This is a genomic window from Brucella pituitosa (genome assembly GCF_003049685.1).
Lineage (GTDB): Bacteria > Pseudomonadota > Alphaproteobacteria > Rhizobiales > Rhizobiaceae > Brucella > Brucella pituitosa.
The window spans coordinates 17,867-40,932 of the sequence record NZ_PYSY02000003.1 but is presented as its reverse complement, the minus strand read 5'-3'; the positions used below and the strand labels follow the sequence as shown (position 1 = coordinate 40,932).

Sequence of the window (23,066 nt, the reverse complement as noted above, 5' to 3'; positions counted from 1 at the left end):
CGTGACCGATACATCTCTTCTCCGTCTTGCCACCAAAAGTCGGTTGTCGCGAAGTCAGTCTGGCAAGAAACGTTGGCGGATTGCGCCACTGACAACGCTTGCCGCTACGCTCGCAGGCGTGCTGATACTGGGTGCCGTTTTTGCGCCACTCGTCGCACCACATACCCCCTTCGATCCTTCAACCCTTGATCTGATGGATGGCCTGACGCCGCCATTGCAGGCGAGCGCTTTCACGGGCAACAGCTTTTTGATGGGCACAGATCACCAGGGACGTGATATATTTTCGTCCATTCTTTATGGAAGCCGCATTTCGCTGCTCGTCGCATTTTCAGCGACCTTTGTATCCTTATTGATTGGTGTGAGTGCCGGACTTATCAGTGGATATAGAGGTGGTATCACCGATGCAGTCATTATGCGTATTGCCGATGCTCAACTCACATTTCCAACCATCCTAATTGCGCTTTTGATTTTTGGTTTTGCGCAACGGCTGATCCCGCCAGCGCAGCAGGAGACGGCAGCGGTGTGGCTTCTGATCTTTGCAATAGGTCTTTCAAACTGGCCGCAATTTGCACGCACCGTCCGCGGCGCAGTGCTGGTAGAGCGGCGTAAGGATTACGTTTCGGCAGCGCAACTGATCGGTGTTCGGCCCGTTCGATTGTTGATTACGCATATTCTGCCCAATCTGCTCGGGCCTGTCATGGTAATCGCAACAATCGGCCTTGCACTTGCGGTGTTGGAAGAAGCGACACTTTCCTATCTTGGGGTTGGTGTCCCGCCCACACGACCGTCACTTGGCACTTTGATCCGCAATGGCCAGCAATTTTTGTTTTCCGGCGAGTGGTGGATTCTGGTCTTTCCCGCATTAACCCTCGTACTGCTTGCGCTTGCAATCAATTTGCTTGGCGACAGGTTGCGTGATCGCCTTAACCCGAAATTGCGCGAGAAATCCCGGTGACAGACAGTTATTCGAGCAATCAGCCTCCGGTTCTTTCTGTGCGAAATTTGGACGTAGATTTTCCCACAGACGGCGGCGTCTTTCATGCGGTCGACCAAGTGTCTTTTGATATTGCCGCAGGCGAAGTTCTTGGCATGATAGGGGAATCCGGTGCGGGAAAATCCATGACCGGTTCTGCGATTACGCGGCTTATCGAGCCGCCGGGCCGGATCGTGAGCGGTGAAATTCGCCTCAAAGGCGAACGCATCGATACATTATCAGACAAGGCACTGGCGTCATTGCGTGGACGCAGGATTGGTACTGTTTTTCAGGACCCTTTGGTTAGCCTCAATCCGCTTTATACGATTGGCCAGCAATTGGTGGAAACCATACGCAGGCACCTGCCCCTTGACGCAGTGGCTGCGCGTAAACGCGCTGCTGAGCTGTTGACCGAAGTTGGTATCCACGATGCCGAGCAACGCCTTGGTGCTTATCCGCATCAGTTTTCTGGTGGTATGCGCCAGCGCGTTGTGATTGCGCTGGCAATCGCGGCAGACCCTGAATTGTTGATTGCCGATGAACCCACTTCAGCACTTGATGTTTCAGTTCAGGCGCAGATTATCGCGCTTCTCAAAAGGCTTTGTATAGAGCGTGGCCTGGCAGTTTTGCTTATCACGCATGATATGGGCGTCATTGCGGAAATCGCTGATCAGGTGGTGGTACTCAACCATGGGCAGGTCGTTGAGACGGGGCCGGTGCGCGACGTTATTCAGGCGCCACGTGAAAATTATACACGAAAGCTCATTGCTGCCACACCTTCCATTCACCAGAAAAGCAGCAGGAGCAATCTGGCTGACAAGCGACCGGATATTTTGAGCGTGAATAATCTCAAGCATGATTTCAGCACGTCGGGTGGTCGCTTTTCTTTCCTCAGAAAAGCGAAAAAATCTGGCACGATCCGCGCGGTCGATGACGTCTCCTTGAATATCCGCGAAGGCGAAACCTATGCGCTTGTCGGTGAATCTGGCTCTGGAAAATCGACGATAGCACGCATTATTGCGGGCCTTTTATCCGCTCAGGACGGCCAAATCCGGATTGATGGCACGACGAAAAGGTCAACTCATGGCGCCGTGCAGATGGTGTTTCAGGACCCCTATGCCAGCCTTAATCCACGCTGGCGTATCGGTGATATCATAGCGGAGCCGATCCGCCGTCTAAACCTTGAGAAAGACAATCAGGCAATTCAAAACCGGGTTCATGACCTCTTGGAAAAGGTGCGATTGGAGCCGGGTTCCACGCGCCGTTATCCGCACGAGTTTTCGGGCGGACAGCGGCAGCGCATTGCTATTGCCCGCGCGCTTGCCAGCCGTCCGCGTTTTATCATCTGCGACGAACCAACGTCGGCACTTGATGTTTCCGTTCAAGCACAAGTCCTTGACCTGATGGCACAATTACAAGCCGAATTTGGGCTGACCTATCTGCTGATCAGCCATAATCTGGCGGTTGTTCGGCAAATGGCTGACCGTGTTGGCGTATTGCGTCAGGGCATTTTGGTCGAGCAAGGTGCAGTAGAGGAAGTTTTCCAGAATCCCAGCCACTCCTACACAAAGATGCTGATCAACGCAGTCCCAGATATCGATCTCGCATTGGCGAGAAGAGGGTTTTAAAGCACCTTCGGCAAAAGTGCGTAGCGGTTTTGCGCAGGATTATGCGTAATGACAAAGATAGATGGCTTGTTACTGACTCGTTCGGAGATGTCGCAAACGTATATTGCATGTCAGCTTTGCCGCATGAGATAAGCAAATTCTTCAAAAGTTCTCAGGATTATCATTATGGCAACTGTAAAGCTCTGGACTGATAACGACGCTGAAAAGTCACCACGAGTAAAAGCTGTGTTCGATGACATAAAAGCCGTGCGAAGGTCAGATTTCATCAATAATTTCTGGCGAGGGCTTGCGAATGATCCTCTTACTCTGGAACGCACATGGCAAAGTCTGAAGGAGGTCATGGTCGCTCCGTCTGCATTGGACCCGCTCACCAAAGAGCTGATTTACATCGCTGTTTCGGTGGCGAGCGGCTGCAACTATTGCATTCACTCGCATACAGCAGCTGCGAGAGCAAAAGGGATGACCGATGCTCAATATGGTGATCTTCTGGCCGTTATCGGTATGGCATCAGAAACGAACCGTATCGTTACTGCGTTGTCCATACCTGTTGATCCGGAGTTTGAAGTAATAAGCTAAATGTTGTGATTATGGTGCCGGTCTGGCGCCATAGTTCTCTCCGAGATCAAGACTTATTTTCCGGATTGAAATGTCCGGCGAAAAATTGTTCTTCTTTAGATAGCAACATAGAAAAAGCTGCCTGCAATGTAACGCGTGGACTGTCTATTGATGATCCAGAAAGCGTTTCACATTCCGCGATTATTCCGGCCTCCTTGGTCGCCTGTTTCCGGCCTGAAACGATCGTTTCGGCGTGTGAAAGGTTACCTGGTTTGTCGCGGTCCCTTGGCTCAATCAAATCGGTCAGTCAGGAAAGAATTGTCCTGATCCTGGCTGCAGTTTTATTTGCTGGCTTTGCCCTGACACTTGACGGGTTCAGGGCGACCGGCAATCTCATTGCAATTGTTCGCAGCGTGTCCGTACTGGGCATTCTGGCAATTGGGATGGGACTGGTGGTTATTGGGCGCGGTATCGATTTGTCGGTGGTTGCAGTTATGGTGATCGCAACCGCTTTGCAGCTCGAACTGCTACATCATGGCTGGAACCTTCTGTCGGCAAGCTCCATTGTTTTCCTGATTGTGGTAGCAATCGGTTCGGTTAACGGGTTTCTGGTTGCATATGCCAGCGTGCCGGCATTGTTTGCGACGCTTGCCACAAGCGCCTTTGTCTTCGGCTTCGTACGTTCGCAGATACTGACACAGGATGTTGTATCCGTTCCACAAGATGCTGTGGCTCTGCTGTCTTTGGGGCAGGCGCGGTTGGTTGGATTGCCGCTTGACGTGCTGCTGTTTGGTGGGATGCTTGTTATAGGCTGGCTTTTTTTGCGCTACACCAAGCCAGGTCGCTTTCTTTACCTTATGGGTGACAATTATCAGGCAGCGCGGACAATGGGTATCGCCGTTCGGCCGCTTACACTCCTCCAGTATATCGTCAGTGCATTGCTGGCATGGATTGCTGGTGTAGCAACGGCTGTCAGCCTGCAAAGCATGAACACCCGCATCGTCAATTCAACGCTACTTTATGATGTGGTGCTGGTTGTGGTCATCGGCGGCATTGGTCTTTCCGGCGGCAAGGGTGGAATGCGCAATGTGCTGGTCGGGGCGCTTCTGATAGGCATTCTGCTCAATGGAATGACAATCCTCGATCTCCCCAACATCTACCAGAACCTGATCAAAGCAACGATCTTGCTCGCCGCAATTATTCTCGATGGACGCCTCAATCCACGCGACGAGCAGACGAGCCAGCAAGGTGACATTTAACATTTAAAGTATCTGGGCGACATGCTGCCCATATCGGAGAAGGATAGAAAATGAAGTTCTGGAAACGCGGATTACTGACCGCATTGTCTGCAAGTGTCGTGCTTGCATTTGGTGCGCTGACCGCCCCCGCGCAGGACGCAGGCAATGCGGGGGCCTGCAACTTACGAAAATGCGTTGAAGGGCAAGCGAGTGGTGCTTGTACCAATGACGATGGGCTTTGACCTGGCACAGGGCTGGAACCATTTCATCGGCGAAGAAGTCAAGGCTTTTGGCGGCATCTGGGAAACGCGTGATCCGAACTGGAGCGTGGATGCAGGTGCACAGGCGATCACCGATCTGATTTCTTCGGCCAACAAACCAGACGTACTGATTGTGCAGTCGCCTGACATCAATTCCTATAGCCGTCTTTACAAGCGCGCGCAGGATGCCGCCGGGATTTTTGTCATTCAGCTCGACAATCCATCGAATTTTGCGTCTGATGTTTTTTGCCGGTTCTGATTGGAAGCGATTGGGCGAACTGGAAACGGAAGCCGTCATCAAAGGTTGCGGACCTAATTCCAGCAAGAAAATCGGCGTGATACAGGGCGATCAAGTCAATGCATCGAGCCTCGATCAATGGGCTGGTGTCCAGGCTGTTCTGGAAAAGAATCCTGAATTCAAGATTGTTGGCCAGCCTGACTCCAACTGGGATCCGACCACTGCTCGCAATGCAGCTACCACCCTTCTTCAGCAGAATCCTGATGTGTGCGGTATCATCGATTTCTGGGATGCAACGGCTCAGGGAACAGCTGCGGCTATCCGCGATGCGGGACTTAAAGATAAAGTCTTTCTGGTGACGACCGGCGGCGGCGAAGAAATCGACTGCAAGCTGATCGAGGACGGTACATTTGGCGCAATCGTAACGAGTGAACTGGTTCGCCAGTCGCACGATGTTGTCACCGCTATAAAACTATTGCTGCAGGGCAATGAAAAGCCGGGCGACAAAGCACGTTATCTCTACACGCTTGAACGCGCGCGCACCAAAGCGGATCTGACCCCAGGCGTTTGCTGGAGCCAGAAGGCGATCGAAGCCGCGAAGATTTAAAGCCAAAACTATGGAAAGCGCGGCTCTATGAGGCGTCGCGTTTTCCAGTTTTACCAATATGCCTCTGCCCATTGGCGGGGACTAAAGACAGCTGTTGCCTTGCGGAAAGCCGGATAAATCGAATGAAACTGAGAGAAGCGCTTGCGCGATTTCGATATAATAAAATTCCGGATCATCTTGCGGGAGAGATTCTGGTTAAAAACTGGGCCGACAATCTGGTTCCATTTGTCTTTCTCATTGCTGTCATTGCCATTTTCGGCTCACTCATTCCCGGCTTTTTCACCGCGGGCAGTTTGCTCGATACATCGCGTCAGCTTGGTGAATTTCTCATCGTCGTCATCGGTCTTACGGTGGTTATTATCGGTGGCGGAATTGATCTGTCTGTTGGTTCAATCTTTGCGCTCTCTGCCTTTGCGGCACTTTCCGTCATTTACATCGGCGAAGGTCCTGTCTGGATTTCTTTTATAGCAGCGGTCGGCATGGGCGCTCTTTTTGGCGCGTTCAACGGCTTCCTCATAGGCTATTTGCGCCTGCGCGCATTTTTGACGACGCTCGTCACACTCATCATTGGGCGCTCAATCTACGATATTTTGATCATCCACTACGGTAAGCAGATCCAGAGTTCGCAGGCCTATTCTGATAGCTTTGACTGGATCGGCATTGGAACGCTTTGGGGCATTCCTGTGAGCGCTTTGATCGCGCTTCTGTTCACTCTGATTGCGCATGTAGTTATTACGCGCTCGCGTATTGGTTGGCATATAAGCGCTGTCGGCGGAGCCCGTCGCTCAGCTTTCAATATCGGTATTCCCGTGCGACGCACAGTGTTTCTGACCTATGTTGTTTGTGGAGTAGCCTGTGGCGTTGCCGGTTATTTCTTTGCGGCGCGTCTTTCGGGTGTAGGGCCGGGCTCAGGGCTTGGTCTGGAATTACTGGCATTGACAGCAGCAGTAGTTGGCGGCAACAGCCTTGGCGGCGGGCGCGGTTCAATTGCAAAAGGCCTTATGGGGGCCGTCGCAGTTCTGATCATCAACAATGGCCTGATCCGCATGGGAGCGGGCACCGGCACCAATCAGATGATCCTCGGACTTCTGTTGGCGTTTGCTATCGTATTCGATGTGCGTTGGCTGAAAAATCGGCACAAGGTTGTTTCCGAAGTTTATGTCGCGCCAGTGCATCACAAGATGCAAACGGCTTTGTCAGCAGTTCCCGGTGCGGACTCGCCTTACGCGCTTAACAATTCATTGGCGGATGCTGAAGCCATCGGTATTGGTGAAGTTGAGGGCCCTGAAGACGTTATCCTTGATCGCGACGATAATCTCTATGCCGGTACGAGACATGGCGAAATCGTGCGCTATTTTGCACCGGACTACAAACGCTCGGAAATATTTGCACATATCGGTGGTTTCCCGCTCGGCCTTGCAATTGACCGCGATGGTTCGATTAAATCCTGTGTTGGCGCAATGGGCCTATACTCAGTAGCGAACGATGGTGAAGTTAGTGTATTGTCGACGGAAACACGCCGGTCGCTTTTTTCTGTCATTGACGACGCGCGACTGCGCGATCCTAACGATTGCGACATCGATCATCAGGGCAGGGTGTGGTTTACAGACTCAACAACACGTTATGACGCGCATGACTGGGCACTGGATTCGATTGAAAGCCGCCCTACCGGGCGTTTGTTGGTTTACGATCCAAAGACAGGCAAAACGCGCACTGTTCTCAAAAACCTGCGCTATGCTAACGGTGTTTGCATCGCACATGACGGTCAGTCATTGCTGCTGGCGGAATCTTGGGCTTGCACAGTTCATCGCTATTGGATTGAAGGACCAAAGGCAGGCACGCTTGAAACGGTTATTCGAGATATGCCGGGCTATCCCGATAATATCAATCGTGCATCGGACGGTACTTACTGGATGGCCTGGCTTGGTATGCGCACGCCGAGTTTTGATCTCGCATTGCGCAATCCCGGCATGCGGAAGCGTATGACGCGACGCTTGCCGCAAGATGAATGGCTGTTTCCCAACATCAATACCGGCGGCGTGGTCAAGTTTGACGACAATGGCGAGATAGTTGCGACCTTGGGTGATCTCGGTGGTGCCAGCCATCCTATGGTGACATCCATGCGTGAGCACAAAGGCTATCTTTATATCGGCGGTATTCTCAATAATCGCATCGGCCGCATCAAAATCGACGGCGCAGATCCGAACTGGACGGGTTGGAGTTCCTATTGGGGAGATGTGAAATGAGTTTCATTGACCGTCTTCTTGACCCGTTTCGTGGCAAAGCAATCACCATTCCGCCCTATGATGGTGCATTCAAACCGAATAATGCTCTGGATGATGCGTCAGTCCAGTTTCAACATAATGCGCCGGATAATCTCGTGCTTTGGGCAGGAAAAGTGCTTTTCGTCCAACGCATCGATTTTCGCGATTGCGGGGAGACTGCTAAAAAGGTTGCCGACTATGATGCGGATATTTCTGCTCTCGCGGTTCTTTCCGATGATGCACTACTTGTCGCCCTCGAAAATGGCACTCTTGTTGTTCGTGGAGGGACGCATGATGGCCGGACATTCGATCATTTAGGGTCTAATCGGCTGGTCTGCCCAACGGCTGTGTCGGTTCTCGACGCGACAACCGTTGTTGTTGCACAAGGTTCTAACCATCATGCGCCGTCCGACTGGGTGGAGGATCTGATGGGGAAACGCGCCACTGGCTCTGTCTGGAAGCTTGATATCACCACAGGAGAAGCAACACTTCTGGCGGACAAGCTTGCGTGGCCATCAGGTGTTCATGCCGCCACTGATGGAACCGTCCATGTCAGTGAAGCTTTTGCCCATCGTATTGTTCGTGTTGATCCAAAGAACCAACGAGCCAATGTGAAGCCGGTTTTGACCAGAATTCCCGGCTATCCGGGCAAATTGTCGACGTCTGCCAATGGTGGCTTCTGGTTATCGGTTTTGCGCCCCGTAACCGTTTGATCGAATTTGTGTTGCAGGAAGACGCATTCCGCCACGATATGCTCAAAATGGTCGAGCGAGAGCACTGGATTGCCCCTGTTCTATCGTCTGGCACGAGTTTTCTCGAGCCGCTTCAATGTGGTTCTGTGCGGACAATGGGTGTGCATAAGCCCTGGGCACCATCACGCTCCTATGGGTTGGCTGTTCGCCTCGACAACCGGTTCCAGCCGCTTGAAAGCTTCCATAGCCGTTCCGATGGCAAGCGCCACGGACTGACTTCGATACTGGAGACAGGTCAGTCAGTTCTCGCGAGCGTAAAGGGTGCGGATCTTATTCTGGATCTTGGTAAAGGCGATAAACTATGACGATCCTGCTGGAGACCAAGGCAATCACAAAATCCTATCATGGCAATATCGCTGTTGATGCGGTTGATTTTGACCTGTGTGCAGGCGAGGTTCATGCGCTTCTGGGTGAAAACGGAGCGGGCAAGTCGACCTTAAGTAAATTGCTTGCTGGGGTTGTGGAGCCCACATCCGGCGCGTTGATTTTTGATGGTAAGGAAATACGGTTCACACGTCCTGCAGATGCCTTGCAGCATGGCATCGCTATGGTATTTCAGGAAACAAGTCTCGTCCCCTCGATGACAGTTGCGCAAAACCTTTATCTTGGTGATGAGAAAGCGTTCAATCGCTTGCGCGGCATCACGATCGCTGCCCAGCAGTTCCTGCAATCGCTGAATTTTACAGTCGATCCTACGGCGAATGTTTCGACGCTTGGCGCTGCCAAACGCCAGATGGTGGAGATAGCGCGTGCCGTTCGGCTTAATGCCAAAATCATTATATTTGACGAACCAACCGCCACTTTGACACCTGAAGAACGAAAGCACTTCTTCTCGCTCGTTATGCGTCTCAAGGCGCGCGGGGTGACGGTGGTATTTATCAGTCATGCGCTCGAAGAGGCGCTACAGATTTCTGACCGCATCACCATCATGCGAGATGGACAGAAAGTTATTACGGACATAACGGCCAATTTCGATCAGGGAAAAATCGTTCAGGCCATGATCGGGCGTGTGGCTGCGCAGAATATATCGACCCGCGAGAGAGTGCGACCGGCGGGCTTGAAAATCCTGTCTGTTGAGGATGTTTCGATGGGCGCGATGGTTCGAAACACTTCGTTTTCCATTTTTGAAGGGCAGACGACAGGTATCTTTGGACTGGTTGGCTCGGGTCGCACCGAGACTGCCAAGATCATTGCCGGCATTTACAAGCGTAATTTTCTGCGCGGTGGTTCAATTGCATATCAGGGCAAACCAGTACGTTATACGACGCCGCACGAGGCTGTGCGCGATGGCATTGTCTATGTCACAGAAGACCGCAAGCTGGAAGGCTTCTTTGAGACGATGTCTGTCGCCGAAAACCTCTATTCGGGGTTGCTTGCAGCCGGGCTTGAGCGATTGCCCTTCGTCAGTTTTTCCGAAATGAAAGCACTGTCAGAGACATGGAGCAACAAGCTCGCGATCCGCAGCATTGATGCTCAGGCGCGGGTTATAGAGCTTTCAGGCGGTAATCAGCAGAAGGTCGTGATCGGTAAAGCGCTCGTGCAGAAGCCGAGATTGATCATCTTCGACGAGCCCACACGTGGTGTCGATGTTGGAGCTGTTACCGAAATTCATAACTTGATTGAGGAACTCGCAGGTCAGGGACTCGCAGTCGTGGTTATATCGTCTTATCTACCTGAGATCCTCGCGCTTTCTGACCGTATACTCGTTTGCCGCCAGGGTCGTGTGGTGGAAGAGTTTTCCCCACTCAATGTGTCTCAGGAAGAGATTATGTATGCGGCAGTGCACTGACAATCTTTCGGGCAGTACGTTGTCTTTTATCCGCTTTAAATGAGTTTCGCCGCGAGATTAAGATCTCGCGGCGAAATTTCAGTGTCCAGCGATTTTGGTGCCGGATGTTCTGTGGCCTGCGGGAAATCCCCGCGACCGGGCACGCCAGGCCAAAATCAAGCCCATTACCAGCAATAGAACGACAGCCCAAGAGAATGAGGAAACACCATAAGTATTCAGGAGTATGCCGCCGACAATCCCGCCTCCTGCGACAGCACTATTCCAGGCTACGACATTCATTGACAGTGCGACATCTGCACCGTCTCCGCTGTATCTGCCAACGCCGTCTGTAACAGGGTTGCGGCTCCGCCAAATGTCAGCCCCCAGATCGCGACGCCTGTGAACACAAGAGTTGGTGATGCAGGTAATAATGCGAATGCCAGTGCTATCATCGTGAATACCAGAAGACTGGCTAGTACCGTCTTGCGCAAGGCTCGGTCTACGAGTTTCCCAGTAACCCCTATGCCAGCAAGAGCTGTGATACCAAAAACGAGCAATACAAGATCGACGCGGTTGCTCAGTCCGGCTGGGGCAACAAACGGTGCGATATAAGTATAGAGGATATTGTGGGCAAGCATCCACATGATCACGACGGCCAGAACGGACAGTACCCCCGGTGTCCTTAAGACCTTTGTCAGTGGGATGCGTCCGCTTCTTTTGATCCCAGGATAGTCCGGAACCTTAGCAATAACCCAAAAGACAAGTACGATGGTCAATGCTGACATGATCCAGAATGCAGCACGCCATCCAACGGCTGTCCCAAGCCAGGTTCCAATCGGCACACCTAGGGATAAAGCTATGGGAGTGCCGACCATGGCGATAGCCATTGCTTTCCTTGCTGATCCGGAGAAACCATGCGTCGTGCATATCCGGCCAGAAGGCTCCAGGCCAGCCCTGCGGCTACGCCTGCGAAGAACCGTGAAGTCAGTGTAAGCCAATAATTGTTCGAAACAGCCGTAACCATGTTGAAGACCAGAAAGCCTGCAAGCGTGAGAAGCAAGACATTGCGGCGTCTCCAGCTGCTTGTTGCGATGGTAAGTGGAATAGCTGCGAGCAGCGATCCGACTGCATAAGCAGTTACAGTTTGTCCGGCCAGAGCTTGAGAAACGCCCAATCCATTTCCGATCTGCGGCAACAGGCCGGCTGGGAGTGTTTCTGTGACGATGCAGATAAAGCCCGACATTGCGAGAGCGAGCAGGGCAGCTATTGGTAATCGCGCCTCTCTTTCGGTCGGAAAGTTTGCGGTCGTTACGGTCATCAGGAGTCCTTCAATATATGGAACGATCATTCCATATATTGCAAGATTTGACCCTTGGCAATGAATTATGGATCGACTACTATATATTTATATGAGGAGATTACGATGGCACGTACCGGACGCCCGCGAGAATTCGACAGAGAGAAGGCCCTTGACGCCGCGCTGACACTGTTTTGGGAGCAAGGATTTGAGCCGACATCGCTCAATCAGCTGAAAGCGTCGATGGGGAATATATCTCCGGCGAGCTTTTATGCGGCCTTTGGATCGAAGGAGAGCTTATTTCGGGAAGTGGTCGAACGCTACCAATCCACTTACGGGCAAGTTACATTAAGTCTCTTCGATCTCTCATTGGCTCCGCGGGACGCAATAGAGATGGCGTTAAGAAAATCCGCGCAGATGCAAAGCGACGAGACTCATCCTCTCGGCTGTCTGATTATTTTAGGAGCGAGCAATTGCGCGCCTGATAATCGCCACGTGGATGAGATTCTTGCAACAGATCGTCAACGCAATCGCCACGGGATAGAGCAATGTATCAGGCGTGGTATTGCACAAGGAGAGCTTTCCGAGCGGACTGATGTGTCAGCTTTGGCCGGAGTGCTTCACACATTTCTAATGGGTATAGCACTGGAAGCGAAAGACGGCACGAAGCGCGATCAACTGGATCGCGCTGTCACTATGCTGTTGACGATATGGGATACGAATCGTTTATCTTAGCTATTTTGTCGTGCTGTTCAGACCAGATAGGCCGTCCACAGTTTCGGGAAAATCGCTATTCCAGTTTCAGGCATGCCTCATTGAGCCGCGCCTGAAACCAAGTGTCGTCCTTTTGCTCATCGCCCATCAGTTCGTTTGGCGAAACGCAGGATAATGAAACCAGCACTACCTGCGATAAGCGAACCGATCAGAATTCCTATTTTGCTTCGTCCTGCAGCAGCGCGTCGTTGAAAGCGAGAAGTGAGATAAACAGGCTCATTGTGAAGCCAATGCCGCATAAGAGAGTGGTGCCCAGCATTTGGGACCAGCTTGCGCCAGCTGGCAGACCCACAATACCCGTTTTGACCAGTAGCAAAACTGCGCCGAAAATCCCCAGGAGTTTACCAAGCGCCAATCCGGCAGCCACACCTAAGGTGACTGGGGCAAATATTGCGTCCAGACCCAATCCAGAGAAACTCACACCGGCATTCGCAAAGCCGAATATCGGTACAATGAAGAATGCAACAGGCTTGATCAGGCTATGTTCAAGCAGATGCAAGGGACTTTCGGAAATGCTGGCTTCTGGCTTTGCTGGCGTGCGTGTGATCGGAATGGTCAATGCAAGCAAAACACCTGCAATTGTTGCATGAACGCCGGAGCGATAGGTGAAGAACCAGAGTAAAATACCGACTAAGAGATAGGGTGTCAGGCGCTTTACGCCTGCAAGATTGAAAGCCAGAAGAACCGCGAAAACACCTCCAGCCAAAGCCAGATCGATTACTGAAACGCCAGACGTATAGAAAATCCCAATGATGATCACAGCGCCAAGATCGTCAATGATCGCGAGAGCGGCAAGAAAAACCTTCAGAGATGTTGGAACCCGGGAGCCGAGCAACGAAATGACACCAAGGGCAAATGCAATATCAGTTGCAGCTGGAATTGCCCAGCCGTGGGAAGCGCCGTTGTTAAGATTGAACGCAAGGTAGACCATTGCGGGAACGGCCATGCCCGCAGCAGCTGCTGCCCCGGGCAGGATGCGCCGCGGCCAGGAAGAAAGATGGCCATCAACCATCTCGCGCTTTATCTCAAGACCAACCATCAAAAAGAAAATGGCCATAAGAGCATCGTTTACCCAATGCTGAATGGAAAGAGGTCCCAGATAGACATGCAGTGTACGGAAATAGGTCTCCGCAAGCGGAGAATTTGCGACGAGCAATGCAGCAATCGCTGATGCTATCAGCAACAAACCACCTGAAGATTCACTGTCGAGAAAATTGCGAATAGTACTTTGAATGCGACCAGCCATGGCAGCTCCTGACAGAAACGGTTAAACACAGTCTCCGTATTCAGGGCAGTCCCTGGGCGCACGCAGCACACGCCTTGCGTTAAGGTAGCAATTAACGCTGAGATTTCAAGCGCTGCTTGTCGATAATGCTCATAGTCGATTTGGTGCTGGCCTCGTTCTCCTATTGAACCACACCAATCTTTAGCTTGACGGAAGAGTTGGTGTCGTAAGAAAAGAAGACAAATGTGTATCCGAGCGCTGCAACAGCGATGCAGAGTCTGAAACAGTATGCGACATGAGAGAGATGAAGCAGTTATGAGCCACGAGCTCCATGATCCCGGCGGTAAGGTTCGCCTCAAGGTTAAATCGGAAATCAGGGGCGATGCTCTATTTTCGGAATGTGGCCGCTATCGGCGGCTACTCACACGCGACTGGGACGGGGCAGAGAAGGCTGGTTATGTTCTATGGATCGGTATGAATCCGAGCACCGCTGCATTCAATGTTGATGATCCCACTGTTTTAAAGAGCAGAAATTCACACGCCGTTGGGGTTATGGTCGGTACGTGAAATGCAATGTTATGGATTACCGTGCAACCAATCCGAAGATGTTGCTGGAACAAGGTGTTATTCCTAATACGCAGGAAAATCTGCAAACAATTGTCGAACAGGCTTTGGGCGCTGAAATTGTTGTGATGGCATATGGTTCACTTCACAAGAAACTGGCACACCACGGACAGGCTGTGACCGATGCTTTGCGGGCAGCAAAGTTAAGCTGCACGCCCTAAAATTACAAACAACGGTTCGCCCGGACATCCCTTATATCTCAAGGACACGAGCGAACTGATCCCCTATTAGTTTTCGCGGACCAATCTAACTGCCAATCACTGGCAGTGAGTTTAAAGCGCATCCCGAAAAGTGTGAAACGGTTTTCGGGTAAGATGCGCGTTCAATCAAAGGTTTAGAGCGCCGATCTGATTCAATCAGATCGAAACGCGCTCTAATAGCTGTTCTGAAATAAGCATCAGACGATGGAAAGACAAAACACGTGACGAACAAGCTTCTTCGTAACCAGGCAGGATTTGCTACTCGGGCCATTCACGTTGGACAGGAGCCTGATCCACTGACTGGTGCTGTTATCCCTCCGATTTACCATGCCACAACCTATGTGCAGGACGGCATCGGTGCCAGCAAAGGCTATGATTATAGCCGAAGTGGCAACCCGACGCGCAATGCATTGGAGCGTTGCCTTGCCGATCTTGAAGGTGCGGAAGTAGCTTTCGCGTTCCCGAGTGGCCTTGCAGCGGCCGCGACTTTGCTAGAGGCGCTTCCGGCGGGCTCGTCAATATTAGCCCATAATGATCTTTACGGTGGTGTCTACCGACTACTTGCCGATGTTCGACCGCTGACTGCGGGCCATAAGGTCCGTTTTGTTGATTTTTCTGACGAAAATGCGCTAAGCTTAGCTGTTCTGGACCATAAGCCAAGTTTGCTCTGGTTTGAGACGCCTTCCAATCCCACTCTTCGAATTGTTGACCTGTCTCTGGTTGCAAAGCTTGGTGCTGAAGCCGGTGCGATCACCGTGTGTGACAGCACCTTCTCATCGCCTGCAGGGCAGCGTCCGATAGAACATGGTATCCATGTTGTCGTCCACTCGGCCACCAAAATGTTAAACGGACATTCAGACCTTCTTGGTGGTGTTGTCGCAGTTTCCGCCCATGCTCCAGCTAAGCTCGGCGAAAGGATCAAGTATCTGCAAAATGCGCTGGGGTCAGTGATGTCGCCGACAGATTGCGCGCTGTTGCACCGCTCTCTGAAGACGCTTGAGATCCGGAGCATCCGGCAGTCAGAAACGGCACTCAAGCTGGCCAATAGTCTTGAAAGCAAAGCCCACGAGCTTGGGTTGAGCAGAGTTGTTTATCCGGGGCTGACAAGCCACCCCCAACACGCAATGGCTGCGCGACAAATGCTTAATTTCGGCTGCGTCGTTTCTGTTGAGGTTAAGGGTGATCTTGCGCGGGTCGAGCGTATCCTGACATCGACGCGTTACTTCCATTTTGCTGTCAGTTTGGGCAGCGTAGAGAGCCTCATTCAACACCCGTTCTCCCTCACGCATGCCGTTGTACCCGAAGATCAGAAGAATGATCTTGGAATTGGTCCTCAACTGATCCGCATTTCCGTTGGTCTTGAAGATCCGGAGGATTTGGAGGCTGATCTGGTGCAGGCACTGATCAATAGCTGATAGTTCGCGCTATTATACTTGGGGCTGTTTTTTCCGTTTACCAGCGTTTTGTGTTGTATCCGGTGCTGTAGCGGAAGGCGGGTCATCAAAGCCGCAATTGGAAGCGCCGGGTTCGATCCTCTTGGAAAAACCTAGTGTCGTCAAACAACAAAGAGAGCAGCGCCGCCGGTTAAGCCAGCGCCTGCGGCGGTCATCAATAATTGCTCGTGTGGCTCAAATGGCTTTTGTTGATGCTGGACAGAAAGCGACAACGGGATGGTTGCTGCTGATGAGTTGCCATAGGTGGCGATTGTGCGGACCATTTTATTCTCCTCAAGTCCCAGATTGTGACGCACCGCATCGCAAAGACGGATATTGGCCTGATGGGGGATGAAATGGTCAATAGCAGAAGCTGTTATACCTGCTTCGTCCAGCACTTGGCGTGAGGTGTCTGTCATCAGATCGACGGCACGTGTGAAAACCTCGCGCCCGTCACGCATTGTCATCAGAGAATGATCTGTAGGGGTCTCCGGCGAAAAGGGTTTGTTGCTGCCGCCTGCTGCAATGGTGATGAGGCCATAACCACTGCCGTCTGATGCCATTGCTGCTGCTTTAAGGCCACTTTGTCCGTCTTTGCATGGGGCCAACACAACTGCGCCTGCAGCGTCTGCGAATAAAACTGCAGTCGCTCGTTCCAACGGATTAATCCTGCGACTGAGAATATTCGCGGCCACGATAAGCACCGCTTTGCCTTGCGTTCGTACAAAGCCATCAGCAAGTGTCAACGCATAGAGAAAGCCGGAGCAGGCACCGGCAAGATCGATGGCACCGGAATGATTCAGCCCAAGCTTATTCGCAAGCAGCGGTGCTGACGGGGGCAAAAGATGATCCGGCGTTGAGGTTGCAAGCAAGGTCATAGCGATTTCATCCGGTGCAATTCCCGCTTTGTCGAGGGCCATTTTTCCGGCTGCGGCTGCAAGGTCGCTTAATGTGTCACCTTCCGTTGCCCAATGGCGCTTTTGAATCCCGGTACGCCTTTTTATCCAACCTTTTTCAAGGCCAAGCTGGTTTTCAATTTCCGCATTGTGAACGATACGCGAAGGTACGGCATGACCAAAGCCGGCAAGACGGGAAGAAATCTTGGGCATCAAACAACCTCAGTTGAAACCATTGATGTGACTTCATCAATCGCATCATAGGTGGCAGCAAGTTCTTCAGCACTGGTGCAATAGGGTGGCATCAGATAGATGACGTTACCCAGCGGGCGCAAAAGTATGGCTCGTTCGCGGAATAGCCAACGCAAGCGTGGTCCTATTTCGGCCATATAACCGCTGGAAGGCGACGCAAGATCGAGTGCCGCGATAGTACCGCATTGCCGGATACTGGTAAATCGTGCGTCATTCTCGAAACGCTGCAACTGACGCGCATGTTGTGCAGCAAGCTGAGCAATGCGCGCCCCAACCGGCTCACTGCGCCAGACTTCCAGATTGGCGACAGCGGCGGCGCAGGCAATTGCATTGGCAGTATAGGAACTGGAATGGAAAAAGGTTTTGCTGCGGTCTTGCGATAGATGCGCATCGAAAACCTCCGCAGTGCACAGCGTTGCCGCCAGTGGCAAGGAGCCTCCGGTCAGGCCTTTTGAAGTGCAGAGAATATCGGGTGTAATGCCCACCTGATCACAAGCGAAGTGCGTACCGGTACGCCCCCCATCCGGTCATCACCTCGTCAGCGATAAACAGACAACCGTAGCGACTGGCTATTTCCTTAAGTGCACAAAGTACCGCTTTGTCATAAAGTTTCATGCCGCCTGCGCCAAGCACCAGTGGCTCAATGAGAATGGCAGCGACTTTTCCCGAACGGCAAAAACTTTCAAACGCATCAAGGGTCTCCTGTTCTTTCTCCGCATCGGGGAAGGGAAGGCGATCCACGCCAAACAGAAGTGGTTCAAACGGAACGTTGAACACGCCGCGCTCTCCCCGCAGACATGGTGCCGATGGTGTCACCATGATAGCCGTGCTCCATCACCACAATGCGATTACGCACGATGCCGCGATTGTAGAAGCTCCCCAACGCCATCTTGATCGCAACCTCGACAGCGGTTGATCCGCTGTCAGAAAAGAAGACATGGCTCAGGCCGTGTGGGGCAAATTCGAGCAGGCCTCTGGCAAGGATTTCTGCAGGTTCGTGGGTGAACTCGGCAAAAATAATCTGATCTAAACTCTCAGTCGCCGCGCGGATTGCATCCATGATGATGGGATGACGATGGCCGTGCGTTGTCACCCACCATGACGAGATGGCGTCGAAGATACGAGTGCCGTCTTCATCGAACAGGTAAGCGCCATCGGTTGCGACGATGCGCTTCATCGGCGGTATAAGGGTATGTTGCGTAAACGGATGCCAGACAGGAGAGCGGGTCATGCGGTTGTCTCCATCAGGGGTGCCATATCGAAATTCTCATGGAAGGCTCGGCTGAGGCTTTCTTTTGTCAGCTCGTCCAAAATGGGCAGGCGCCCGAGTATTCTCACCTGTCCAATCTTGGCAATAATTGTCTGCGTGTCGATATTTTCAGCGCCGATGAAGGCCACGCTATGAATAGGAATATTGCGGCTGCGCAGCGCTTCGATGGACATCAACGTATGATTGATCGTGCCAAGCGATGTACGGGCGCAGAGAATGACAGGAATGCGCCAGCGAGCGAAGACATCTGCAAAGACTGTTGTATCGGTTAGCGGTACCAGCAGGCCGCCCGCGCCTTCTATAATCAGTGGGCGGTTGCAGGCGGGTGGTTCAAGCCGGGTCGGATCGATTTCCACACCCTCAAGCCGAGCGGACAGGTGAGGCGAGGTGGGTGCTTTCAGGCGATAGGCTTCCGGCAATATGTGCGCGGTTGGCACGCCGCTTAGACGAGCAACGGTTTCGCTGTCCGTTTCTTCATCCAGTCCTGATTGTACAGGTTTCCAGTAATGGGCGTTGAATATGCCTGTGATGGCCGCAGAAAACACCGTTTTGCCGATGCCGGTATCAGTGCCGGATATAACATAACGGAGGGTCATGCCTTGTACTCTTTCATGGTTGCGGCTAGGCAATCCAGCATGTGAGAAATCTGCTGTTGATTGACATTGAGCGTAATGGAGAGACGCAGACGCGCTGTGCCTTCAGGCACAGTTGGCGGGCGGATGGCGCGGACATCAAAGCCGTGCTCCTGAAGAGCCTCGGCAATTTGCAAGGCTTGCGCATTGTTGCCGATGATGACCGGCTGGATATGCGATCCGCTTGGCGTAATACCGAACCGTTGTTTCAATGCCTGACCCGTAAAGGCGACCCGAGCATTGAGCGCTTCCCGCCGTTCAGGTTCATCATTGATGATACGTAGTGCTTCGCGAACACCTGCTGCCATAAGCGGCGACGGTGCAGTGGAATAGATGAAAGCCCGTGCACGATTAACGAGATAATCTGCCAATACTTTTGACATAACAAGCAATGCACCCGACACGCCAAGCGCCTTGCCGCAGGTATGCAAGACCAGCACGTTTTCTCGGTCTTCCAAGCCTGCTGCCAGTCCGCGACCACCAGTGCCGAAGACGCCGGTGGCATGCGCTTCATCGATCACCAGAAATCCGTCATGATGATCGGCAACTGCAGCGAGTTCGGTAAGCGGTGCCTGGTCTCCATCCATTGAGTAGAGGCTTTCCACGGCAATCCATGGGCGCCCTTTGCCGCCTTTGTTGCGCCAGTTGCGGATTGCTTCACCAAAGGCACTAGCATCATTGTGGGGGATGCTAATCGATGCGGCTTTGCTGGCCGCAATGCCGTCATGGGTGCTGGCATGAATAAGTGCGTCATACAGAATGAGATCGTCACGTCTTGGCAAAGTCGCGAAAAGCGCGAAGTTGGCCATATAACCGCTGCCGAAATAAAGAGCGCTTTCAGCACCAAAAAAAGCGGCTGCTTCCAGTTCGAGAGCTTCGTGTTCCAGATGGTTGCCGCGCAGCAGACGCGAACCTCCGGCTCCAGTCGGAACGCCTCTATCCATCGCTGCACGGATTGCTGCTTTCATGCGTGGCGCATTGGCAAGTGCGAGAAAATCATTTGACGTGAAATCTATGCCGCACGGCGGCGCCAGTCTGCGTAGTCGTGCTTTGCGTTTTAGGCCTTCAAGCGCTGTTGAATAGTTGGCGAGCATAGTCATCAACCGGCTGCCGGTTCCAATGGCATGGGAGAAATACCAAGACGATTAAATAGAGCAGTATCGTGGTCTTCGCCGGGATTATCGGCCGTTAGCAACGTGTCGCCGATGAAGATAGAATTCGCGCCAGCAAAAAAAAACACAGCGCCTGCATTTCGTCGCTCATTTCGGTGCGCCCGGCAGACAGGCGCACATGCGAGGTCGGCATCAAGATACGCGCCAATGCAATTGTGCGGATGAAGTCAATCGGATCGATAGCTTTGGCATTTGCCAATTTTGAGCCGGGAATGGGGATCAGCTGATTGATTGGTACACTTTCCGGCGGTACGGGCAGATTAGCGAGCGTCAGCAACATCGAGATGCGGTCGTCGATTGTTTCACCCATGCCCAAAATTCCACCGGCGCAAACCTTGATGCCTGCTACACGCACAGTTTCAAGCGTGTTCAGCCGGTCTTCAAACGTTCGGGTGGTGATGATCTCAGAATAGAAACGTTCGGACGTGTCGATGTTGTGATTGTAGTAATCGAGCCCGGCTTTGGCAAAGTCATGTGCTTGCTGATCTGTCAGCATGCCCAGTGTCATGCAGGTTTCCATGCCGAGCGCTTTCACGCCTTCAACCATGGCAACAAGTGTGTCCATGTCGCGGTCCTTCGGGCTACGCCATGCTGCGCCCATACAATAGCGCGTTGCGCCTGCATCCTTGGCCTTGCGGGCTTCTCCGAGTACCTTCTCAACTTCCATCAGTTTTGAGGCTTTTAGGCCGGTCGGGTAGCGAGAGGATTGGCTACAATAGCCGCAATCTTCCGCACACCCGCCGGTTTTTATCGATAAAAGGCGGCTCATCTGCACGGCATTGGGGTCGAAATACATGCGGTGAACGCTCTGAGCGCGGAACAACAGATCATTGAACGGTAAATTATAGATAATAATAGCTTGATTGATGGTGTAGGGAGGTAATTCTGATACGTTACGTTCGAGTTGTGGCGATTTTGATGTCTGAACTTGCACGAATAAGGTCCTCAAGAATCAAATTATAGATATAATTGATAATTATTGATAATACACAGAAATGCAACTGCCGCTTCTGCTTTTTGCGCGTGCTGCCGCGTGGAGGATGGCTGATCGACGCTATATTTGTTGGCCTTGCCAGCGTTTCGGTATTTAGAAATTGTTGAAACTCGATCTGCTGGACGCGGCAGTCTCTTGACAGAAAGCTTCACGTCGCAGAGTGTAACTGGACTAGTGGATGAACCAGTAGATCAGTGGAGTGTCGCTTGAACGTTGTTCACGATCTTTTACTCGATAAGAGTGCAGGGCTCGGGCGCAACCTTGAGCGGCGCACCATTCGCGATGTGATCGCAGACAAGATCAGCGCCCTTATTGCTTCTGGATTGCTGAGTATCGGTGATGAGCTCCCGGGGGAAAGAGAGCTGGCGACGGCACTTTCCGTCAGTCGTCAAACTGTTCGTGGTGCGATCCAGATTTTGGCAGCGCGTGGTATTCTTGAGGTCGCTCAAGGCGCAAGAACGCGTGTGGCAAGCATCGATCTGACCGGGCTTTCTATCGGTATAACATCTCGCCTCAATGTCGATCTTTACGATGTGCATGCGGTTCATGCAGCGCGCTTGCTTGTCGAGCAGCAGATTGTCGGCGATGCAGCTGAGCGCATCTCGGATGATGCGTTGGAATTGTTGCATCGGTCTCTTGATGCTCAGGCGAGTTGCATGGATGACCCAGTCCGCTTTCTGATCTGTGATCGGGAGTTTCATGTGGCGATCTATCGCGAATGCGGGAATCCGCTTCTCGCAGATATCGTGACAGATCTTTACACTTACATGATGGAGCATCGTCGTCGCGCCATGGCGCAGCCGGGGTGCCGTCGATGGGAGCTTTGCTGATCATCAGGTTATCTTGAGCGCGTTGGAAAAGCGTGATCGGGTTGCAGCGATGGCAGCTTTTGCCGCGCATGAAGAACGAATTTATGTCTCCACGAAAAAAGTCCTTGGCCGCCGAAACTCGGTAGCCATGAGCACGTATGTGCTGTCGCAAAGGCTGCAAATGAACTGCATGTAACCAAATGAAGAAGGGCAAAACTGTATGCATGTCTTGATTATCGGCGCGGCAGGAATGGTCGGACGCAAACTTGCGGAAGCCATCAGCCGTAATGGAGGTATTGCCGGAGCGGAAGTCAATGCTTTGACATTGGTGGACGTAATCTCGCCTTCTGCCCCAGACGGATATTCCGGCAAAGTTGAGACCTATGCCGCAGACATTTCTGATCCCGCAGTAGCAACCACTCTTGTTGCAGGTCGACCAGACGTTATATTTCATCTGGCAGCGATCGTATCCGGTGAAGCCGAGCTCGATTTCGACAAAGGCTATGCAATCAATCTTGATGGCACGAGATATCTGTTTGAAGCTATTCGCAAACAAAGGGACATCTCTCCGTATAAACCACGTGTGGTTTTCACATCGTCGATTGCTGTCTTTGGGGCACCCTTTCCAGAGAAAATTGATGATGAATTCTTTTTGACGCCGCGTACAAGCTATGGAACGCAGAAAGCAATAGGCGAGCTGCTGCTCGCGGATTATTCGCGCAAAGGCTTTTTGGACGGCATCGGAATCCGGCTGCCGACGGTGTGTATTCGCCCAGGAAAGCCAAATAAAGCTGCGTCCGGCTTTTTCTCCAATATCCTGCGTGAACCCCTCATAGGCAAGGAAGCAATTCTGCCGGTGGATGAAACCGTCAGACATTGGCATGTCAGTCCTCGCCGTGCAGTGGGTTTTCCCTGCATGCTGCAACGATTGATCTTGCGCGCCTCGGCCATCGCTGTGTTTTGAACATGCCAGGCCTCTCAGCCACAGTTGGTGAACAGATTGAAGCATTGCGAAGAGTTGCCGGCGACAAAGCCGTGGCGTTGATCCGTAAAGAACGCGATCCGCTTATTGCTGGGATCGTTGATGGCTGGGCGCAAGATTTTGATGCAAGTCGCGCGATCGAGTTGGGCTTTGTCGCGGATACATCGTTCGATGAAATCATCAAAATTCATATCGAAGATGAATTGAACCAAGGATGACATGA

The 23,066-nt window shown here is 52.2% G+C and carries 15 protein-coding genes and 7 pseudogenes; 15 read left to right on the top strand and 7 right to left on the bottom strand.

The features are described from left to right. Nucleotide 1 precedes the first annotated feature (1 nt). The 10 genes from C9380_RS20550 (at nucleotide 2) to C9380_RS20510 (ending at nucleotide 10,304) form a co-directional block, all read left to right on the top strand. The gene (locus tag C9380_RS20550; protein ID WP_247877633.1) at nucleotides 2-955 is read left to right on the top strand and encodes an ABC transporter permease; all 954 of its coding nucleotides are present in this window, start codon (nucleotides 2-4) and stop codon (nucleotides 953-955) included. Next, on the top strand, nucleotides 952-2,601 hold the full coding sequence (locus tag C9380_RS20545; RefSeq protein ID WP_128094501.1) for an ABC transporter ATP-binding protein: 1,650 nt from the start codon (nucleotides 952-954) through the stop codon (nucleotides 2,599-2,601). The genes C9380_RS20550 and C9380_RS20545 overlap by 4 nt, the downstream gene beginning before the upstream one ends. 165 nt (nucleotides 2,602-2,766) lie before the next feature. Then, entirely contained in the window at nucleotides 2,767-3,177 is a 411-nt protein-coding gene (locus C9380_RS20540) for a carboxymuconolactone decarboxylase family protein (protein WP_128094500.1), read from the top strand. 251 nt (nucleotides 3,178-3,428) lie between these two features. After that, a complete protein-coding gene (locus C9380_RS20535; protein ID WP_247877632.1) occupies nucleotides 3,429-4,415 on the top strand; it encodes an ABC transporter permease in 987 nt (328 codons plus the stop codon). Nucleotides 4,416-4,559: 144 nt separating this feature from the next. Further along, nucleotides 4,560-4,913, top strand: coding sequence for a type 1 periplasmic-binding domain-containing protein (locus tag C9380_RS27695; RefSeq protein WP_252869822.1), 354 nt, complete (start codon nucleotides 4,560-4,562; stop codon nucleotides 4,911-4,913). Nucleotides 4,914-4,923: 10 nt separating this feature from the next. Beyond that, nucleotides 4,924-5,499, top strand: a complete 576-nt coding sequence (locus tag C9380_RS27690; protein WP_252869821.1) for a sugar ABC transporter substrate-binding protein — start codon at nucleotides 4,924-4,926, stop codon at nucleotides 5,497-5,499. A gap of 122 nt (nucleotides 5,500-5,621) precedes the next feature. Next, entirely contained in the window at nucleotides 5,622-7,745 is a 2,124-nt protein-coding gene (locus C9380_RS20525; protein WP_128094498.1) for an ABC transporter permease, read from the top strand. Further along, entirely contained in the window at nucleotides 7,742-8,476 is a 735-nt protein-coding gene (locus C9380_RS20520; RefSeq protein WP_128094497.1) for a hypothetical protein, read from the top strand. The genes C9380_RS20525 and C9380_RS20520 overlap by 4 nt, the downstream gene beginning before the upstream one ends. Beyond that, on the top strand, nucleotides 8,473-8,820 hold the full coding sequence (locus tag C9380_RS20515; protein ID WP_128094496.1) for a hypothetical protein: 348 nt from the start codon (nucleotides 8,473-8,475) through the stop codon (nucleotides 8,818-8,820). The genes C9380_RS20520 and C9380_RS20515 overlap by 4 nt, the downstream gene beginning before the upstream one ends. Further along, the gene (locus tag C9380_RS20510; protein WP_128094495.1) at nucleotides 8,817-10,304 is read left to right on the top strand and encodes a sugar ABC transporter ATP-binding protein; all 1,488 of its coding nucleotides are present in this window, start codon (nucleotides 8,817-8,819) and stop codon (nucleotides 10,302-10,304) included. The genes C9380_RS20515 and C9380_RS20510 overlap by 4 nt, the downstream gene beginning before the upstream one ends. Before the next feature lie 275 nt (nucleotides 10,305-10,579). On the opposite strand, the pseudogene C9380_RS20505 reads toward C9380_RS20510, so the two are convergent. Beyond that, nucleotides 10,580-11,526, bottom strand: a pseudogene (locus C9380_RS20505) (MFS transporter). Between the two features lie 180 nt (nucleotides 11,527-11,706). On the opposite strand from C9380_RS20505, the gene C9380_RS20500 reads away from it, so the two are divergent. Beyond that, nucleotides 11,707-12,315 (top strand): TetR/AcrR family transcriptional regulator, encoded by a 609-nt coding sequence (locus C9380_RS20500; RefSeq protein ID WP_128094494.1) that lies wholly within the window; start codon nucleotides 11,707-11,709, stop codon nucleotides 12,313-12,315. A gap of 116 nt (nucleotides 12,316-12,431) precedes the next feature. Here C9380_RS20500 and nhaA read toward each other — a convergent pair. After that, nucleotides 12,432-13,600: pseudogene (nhaA, locus tag C9380_RS20495) on the bottom strand (Na+/H+ antiporter NhaA). 267 nt (nucleotides 13,601-13,867) lie between these two features. On the opposite strand from nhaA, the pseudogene C9380_RS20490 reads away from it, so the two are divergent. After that, a pseudogene (locus C9380_RS20490) lies at nucleotides 13,868-14,364 on the top strand (DUF1643 domain-containing protein). 260 nt (nucleotides 14,365-14,624) lie between these two features. Next, the gene (locus tag C9380_RS20485) at nucleotides 14,625-15,818 is read left to right on the top strand and encodes a trans-sulfuration enzyme family protein (RefSeq protein ID WP_128094493.1); all 1,194 of its coding nucleotides are present in this window, start codon (nucleotides 14,625-14,627) and stop codon (nucleotides 15,816-15,818) included. 140 nt (nucleotides 15,819-15,958) lie between these two features. On the opposite strand, the gene C9380_RS20480 is transcribed toward C9380_RS20485, so the two are convergent. The 5 genes and pseudogenes from C9380_RS20480 to bioB form a co-directional block, all read right to left on the bottom strand. Next, on the bottom strand, nucleotides 15,959-16,945 hold the full coding sequence (locus tag C9380_RS20480) for a beta-ketoacyl-ACP synthase III (RefSeq protein WP_128094492.1): 987 nt from the start codon (nucleotides 16,943-16,945) through the stop codon (nucleotides 15,959-15,961). Continuing rightward, nucleotides 16,945-18,215 (bottom strand): annotated as a pseudogene (locus tag C9380_RS20475) (adenosylmethionine--8-amino-7-oxononanoate transaminase). Before C9380_RS20475 ends, C9380_RS20480 begins: the two are co-directional and overlap by 1 nt. Beyond that, complete coding sequence (bioD, locus tag C9380_RS20470) at nucleotides 18,212-18,850, bottom strand: dethiobiotin synthase (RefSeq protein WP_128094491.1); 639 nt, start codon at nucleotides 18,848-18,850, stop codon at nucleotides 18,212-18,214. The pseudogene C9380_RS20475 and the gene bioD overlap by 4 nt, the downstream one beginning before the upstream one ends. Further along, nucleotides 18,847-19,986 (bottom strand): 8-amino-7-oxononanoate synthase, encoded by a 1,140-nt coding sequence (locus C9380_RS20465; RefSeq protein ID WP_128094490.1) that lies wholly within the window; start codon nucleotides 19,984-19,986, stop codon nucleotides 18,847-18,849. Before C9380_RS20465 ends, bioD begins: the two co-directional genes overlap by 4 nt. Then, nucleotides 19,986-20,926: pseudogene (bioB, locus tag C9380_RS20460) on the bottom strand (biotin synthase BioB). Before bioB ends, C9380_RS20465 begins: the two are co-directional and overlap by 1 nt. Nucleotides 20,927-21,258: 332 nt before the next feature. On the opposite strand from bioB, the pseudogene C9380_RS20455 reads away from it, so the two are divergent. Further along, nucleotides 21,259-22,057 (top strand): annotated as a pseudogene (locus tag C9380_RS20455) (FadR/GntR family transcriptional regulator). Between the two features lie 24 nt (nucleotides 22,058-22,081). Then, nucleotides 22,082-23,061: pseudogene (gene denD / locus C9380_RS20450) on the top strand (D-erythronate dehydrogenase). Nucleotides 23,062-23,066 lie beyond the last annotated feature (5 nt).